Origin of the sequence: uncultured Megasphaera sp. (assembly GCF_958350005.1) — a bacterium.
GTDB lineage: Bacteria > Bacillota > Negativicutes > Veillonellales > Megasphaeraceae > Megasphaera.
Genome location: NZ_CATWFF010000147.1, coordinates 1 through 4,970, shown reverse-complemented (window position 1 = coordinate 4,970; position 4,970 = coordinate 1). Strand labels below are relative to the sequence as shown.

Below are 4,970 nucleotides of genomic sequence, written 5' to 3'. Positions count from 1 at the left end.
CGTTTAACCTGCTCGACGCCCGCGGCGCCATCAGCGTCAGCGAACGGGCCGCCTTCATTGGCCGCGTCCGCAACATGGCCCGGGCCTGCGCAAAGGCATACTTGGAACAGCGGGAAAAATTGGGCTTCCCCATGCTGAAAAAGGAGGAACACTAAATGAGCAAAGATGTATTACTTGAAATTGGCGCCGAAGAAATTCCGGCTCATTATATGCCGTCTATTCTGTCCCAGGTCCACGATCTGGCCGAACGGGAACTGACAGATGCCCACATTTCCTATGAAGGCATTCGCACTGTCGGCACGCCGCGCCGCATTGCCCTTATCGTAACGGGGGCAGCAGAAAAACAGGCTGACGTATCGTCCAAACACAAGGGCCCGGCTGTCAAGATCGCCTATGACGCCGACGGCAAGCCGACGAAAGCTGCCATGGGCTTTGCACGGGGCCAGAAGATTGCCGTCGAAGACCTGGTTGTCGAAGACGGCTACGTATATGCCAACGTTACCAGCGTAGGCGCCGATACGGCATCGCTTCTGCCGGATCTGCTGAAAGGGATTATTACGGGCCTTTCCTTCCCGAAGAGCATGCACTGGGGCTCTCTGGACTTCCACTTCGTCCGGCCTATCCGCTGGATTGTCGCCCTCTTTGGCAGCGACGTTGTTCCCTTTACCATTGCCGGCGTTACGTCTGGCAATGTCAGCCGGGGCCATCGGTTCCTCGGTACGGGAGATTTTGAAATCCCTTCGCCGGCAGCATACGAAGAAACGGCGAAAGCCCATTTCCTCATTGTCGATCCGGAAGAACGGAAACAGATGATTCTGGCAGGACTGCAGAAACTGGCCGATGAAAAAGGCGGCACCATCATCATGGACGACGATCTGCTGGAAGAAGTTGTCTACCTCGTCGAATATCCGACAGCTCTGTGCGGCGAATTTGACCGGGATTTCCTGAAACTGCCGGAAGCGGCTATTATTACGCCCATGAAGGATCATCAGCGCTATTTCCCCATGCGCGATGCTGACGGCAAGCTCATGAATCTGTTCCTGACGGTCCGCAACGGCGACGACTACCATCTGGAAACGGTACAGCACGGCAACGAACGGGTTCTGCGGGCCCGTCTGGACGATGCGAAGTTCTTCTTTGAAGAAGATAAGAAGAAGCCCCTCGTCGATTACGTGGAAAAACTGAAGAAAATCGTCTTCCAGGACGGACTGGGCACGCTCTATGACAAAGCCCTGCGCCTCCAGCAGATTACGGTATTCCTGAACCAGAAGCTCGATCTCGGCCTCGATGAAGATCTCCTGAAACGGGCATCTCTGCTGGCCAAAGCCGATCTGGCCACGCAGATGGTCATGGAATTTACAGAACTCCAGGGCGTTATGGGCAAAGAATATGCCCTCATTGACGGAGAAAATCCGGACGTTGCCGAAGCCATTACAGAACAGTACCAGCCGCGCTTTGCCGGCGATGTACTGCCTCAGACGACGATGGGCAAAGTCCTGGGACTGGCTGATAAATTCGATACCATTACGGGCATGTTCAGCCAGGGATTCATTCCGACAGGCTCGCAGGACCCCTTTGCTCTGCGCCGTCAGACCATTGGCGTCCTGAACATCCTCATGGATGCCGGCTGGAACCTGAACTGCCACGAAGTATTTGCCTTCATTCTGCAGCTCCTCGATGTGGACGACGATAAGAAGGGGACCATTATGGCTCAGCTCAGCGACTATTTCCTGCTGCGCCTGAAAAACATTTTCCAGGATAAAGGCGTTGATTACCATATTATCGACTGCGTCCTGGCTGCAGACACGCTCAACGCTGCCGAAATGGATAAACGGGCGCAGGCACTGACAGATTCTCAGTTTATGAGCCAGGATACGCTCCTCCAGGCCTTTACCCGCGTAGGCAATATGGTCAAAGATGCAGAAGATACAGACGTCCGTCCCGAACTGTTTGAAACAGAAGAAGAAAAGGCTCTGTACAGCGCCTGCCAGGCCATGGCGGTCACGCTGCCGCAGAAATACGCTGTCTATGATTATGCCGGCGTAGTTGACGTGTTGTCCGAAGGGGTAGATGCGATCAACAAGTTCCTCGACAATGTCCTGGTTATGCATGAAAATCCGGAAGTCAAGGACAACCGCATGCACTTACTGACGTTGGTATTCAGCCTTATCCGTCCCGTAGGGGATATTAAAAAACTGTCGTAGCCACATGTTACAGTTTGGTAACACCTTGCTTGACAGCAGGGGTTGTTCTTGTATTTAAAAAATTACCTGTGATATAATACATAGCAGATGCAGCAGTTGGGCATCTGCTATGTTTGCATAGGAAAGAGGTGCCACGTAGTACTGCGTGCGGCTCTGTGCCGGAAAACCTCGTACATAAAGGAGTGGAATTGCATGATGAATATAAAACGAATCGCCCTGATCATGGCCGGGATTACCTGCCTGGCCGCTTCGACTGCCCTGGCTGCGCCGGAAACGGTGTCTATTAAGAGTGCCAACAAGGACAGCGTAGAATCTGTACAGGTCCTCAAGACCAAGGACAACGGCTACTACCAGTATTATAACGACAAGTACGGCTACGTCATCGACATCCCCAAGGCAGCAACTCAGGCAGATATGACGGCAGAAGGGGATGGCTGCTATTTCCAGGACCCCAAGGACAAGGCTGTTTTCATGACCTATGCCGCTAAAAACACGCTGAATTTCACAGCCGATGAACTGTGCAACATGGACATTGGCGTCAACGGCTCACCGGAACTGACGACCAATATTCGCACGAAAAACAGCTATGCCATTGGCTGGACCAACGGTAAGCAGTCCTACTACCATGAACTGTACATTAACGAAAAGAATCAGACCTATACGGCCTTTTCCGTCGTATACCCAACAGAACAAAAGGATAAATACACGGCCATTATCAACCACATGGCCCGCAGCTTCGTGCCCAACGGCGTAAAGATGTAAGGAAGAATACAGGAGCTGCCCTGAGCCGTACAGCTGGCTGGGGCGGTAATCGGGCAGAAGGAATGATGAAAACAGAATAATGAGTACAAGGTCATGCCATGGCGGCGTGGCCTTTTTTATTGGCATGCCGTTTACGTCATTGTTTCATCGCCGGCAGAAGGGAGTAAAACCTTTCTGTCTTTTATTACATAAGTTTTACAGGACGTATATGCAGTATACATATAAACTGATTATAGTAATAAAAGATATGGAAAGGAGTGTTTTTGATTGAATAACACCATAGGAGCACGTAAATGGCTTAGAGCGACAGCCGCAGCAGTGTGTGCCGCCACCATCTTTGCAACGGTACAGGCTGCGCCGACCTGGGCAGCAGATGTCACTGCGCCTGCGACAATTGCAGCATCGCAGACTGTAGCACCGGAATACATAAAGAGTACAAACTGGGACCCGACGGTCAAGAAACAGCTTAATGAATTTATTGCCACGTACGGCACGTCTTCCCCGTCGTACGATCCGACGAATCACGCATATGCTATCTTCGATTTTGACAATACGACTTCTATTCTCGATATGGAAGAACAGCTGATGATCTGGCAGCTCGATCACCTGGCCTTTGCCATTGCGCCCAATCAGATGAGCGACGTCCTCAAGACGGGCATTCCGGCAGATAAACTGAATCTCACCTACGGTGCCGACGATGGTTCAGGCAAGGCTGTACGCATCAGCGACGCCATTGCCGACGCTTCGCAGGCCTATGCCAACCTCTATAACAAAGGCGTCGTCACGACGAATGGCTCCGAGCTTCCGGCAGAAGTAAAGAACAGTGCAGATTTTAAGGAATTTACTTCTAAAATGCGCTGGCTCTACGACGCTATTGGCGATACGATGGATGCTTCCGTGTCGTATCCGTGGGTAACGTACTGGTTTACAGGCATGACCCAGGATCAGGTATACAACCTGGCCATAAAATGCGATACCTACTACGGCGATCCTCAGAAAGGACAAACGTGGACCAAAGGATCCTATGCCGGCCCCAAAGATCTGACTTCTGCTGCCGGTCCGGTCAGCGTCTCGTATAAACTCGGCGTCACAGTAACGCCGGAAATGAAAGAACTGTACAGTGCACTGAGCCAGAACGGCATTGACCCGTGGATCTGCTCGGCTTCGCCTCTCGATGTCATCCGTGCAGCCGTCGATTACTTCAAGATTCCAGGCGTCAAAGGCATTGTAGCCATGACCAACAACAAGGATGCTCAGGGAAGATATATCAACAGTTATGACTATGCATACCATGCACAGACCCAGGGCGCAGGCAAAGCAGATACAGTAGACAAGGTCATCCGCCCGCTCTACAATGGACGGGGACCGGTATTCGGCGCCATGGATTCGCAGGGGGACTTCAACTTTGCGACGGAATATAAAGATACCAAAGTCGTTCTCGTAGTCAACCGTACACGTACCGATGATGCAGCCTTGACGGCAGGGATTGCAACGTGGCAGAAAGAACATCATATTGGCATCAAGGAAGCAGCCAAGAGTGGCGATACGCTCTACTTGCTCCAGGGCCGTAATGAAACAAAAGGTTCCTTCTGGGCTGATGACAAGACGCAGCAAGTAGGCAAGAAAGAAGCAAAAGGCCTCTCCGACAAAGGACAGGCTGCTGTGGATCAGCTCAATCAGGGCAAGTCCGTAAAACAAGTACTTGAAGACAACACGAAGCTGAAAGACTATAAGGGATATAAAAACCGCTAAGCACCAGGCGGCTGATACACAAGCTGATGCAGGCTGTGCTGACCTCCCAATTGTCAGACCAACTATCTGACAATTGGGAGGTCCTTTTTTTGTGGCGAAATACACCGATTTAGCCAAGGCAGCTCTTGTCAGCAGCGGTGAAATTCAATATAATCAAAGCAGAATCACAGATGCCCCTGCGTATCTATTTTACTATCCTCGATAAGCTTTCGGGACATTGATTAGCAGGTGCTGAAACGATGGGAAGAAGTC

General features: G+C 51.4%; 4 protein-coding genes. All 4 read left to right on the top strand.

Going from position 1 to position 4,970, the window contains the following annotated elements; genetic code table 11:
• Positions 1-155 (top strand): glycine--tRNA ligase subunit alpha (locus tag Q3886_RS08310; protein ID WP_301860894.1); only part of this gene is annotated, 155 nt, incomplete at its 5' end.
• On the top strand, positions 156-2,204 hold the full coding sequence (gene glyS, locus Q3886_RS08305; RefSeq protein WP_301860893.1) for a glycine--tRNA ligase subunit beta: 2,049 nt from the start codon (positions 156-158) through the stop codon (positions 2,202-2,204).
• A gap of 192 nt (positions 2,205-2,396) precedes the next feature.
• Positions 2,397-2,966 carry a hypothetical protein gene (locus Q3886_RS08300; RefSeq protein WP_301860892.1) on the top strand — a complete coding sequence of 190 codons (570 nt, stop codon included), beginning with the start codon at positions 2,397-2,399 and terminating at the stop codon, positions 2,964-2,966.
• A gap of 267 nt (positions 2,967-3,233) precedes the next feature.
• Positions 3,234-4,718, top strand: a complete 1,485-nt coding sequence (locus tag Q3886_RS08295) for a hypothetical protein (protein ID WP_301860891.1) — start codon at positions 3,234-3,236, stop codon at positions 4,716-4,718.
• Positions 4,719-4,970 lie beyond the last annotated feature (252 nt).

Bases quoted from the DNA above. Each gene is read 5' to 3' on its own strand.
- glyS (WP_301860893.1), top strand. From the start codon at position 156: ATGAGCAAAGATGTATTACTTGAAATTGGCGCCGAAGAAATTCCGGCT.
- Q3886_RS08300 (WP_301860892.1), top strand. From the start codon at position 2,397: ATGATGAATATAAAACGAATCGCCCTGATCATGGCCGGGATTACCTGC.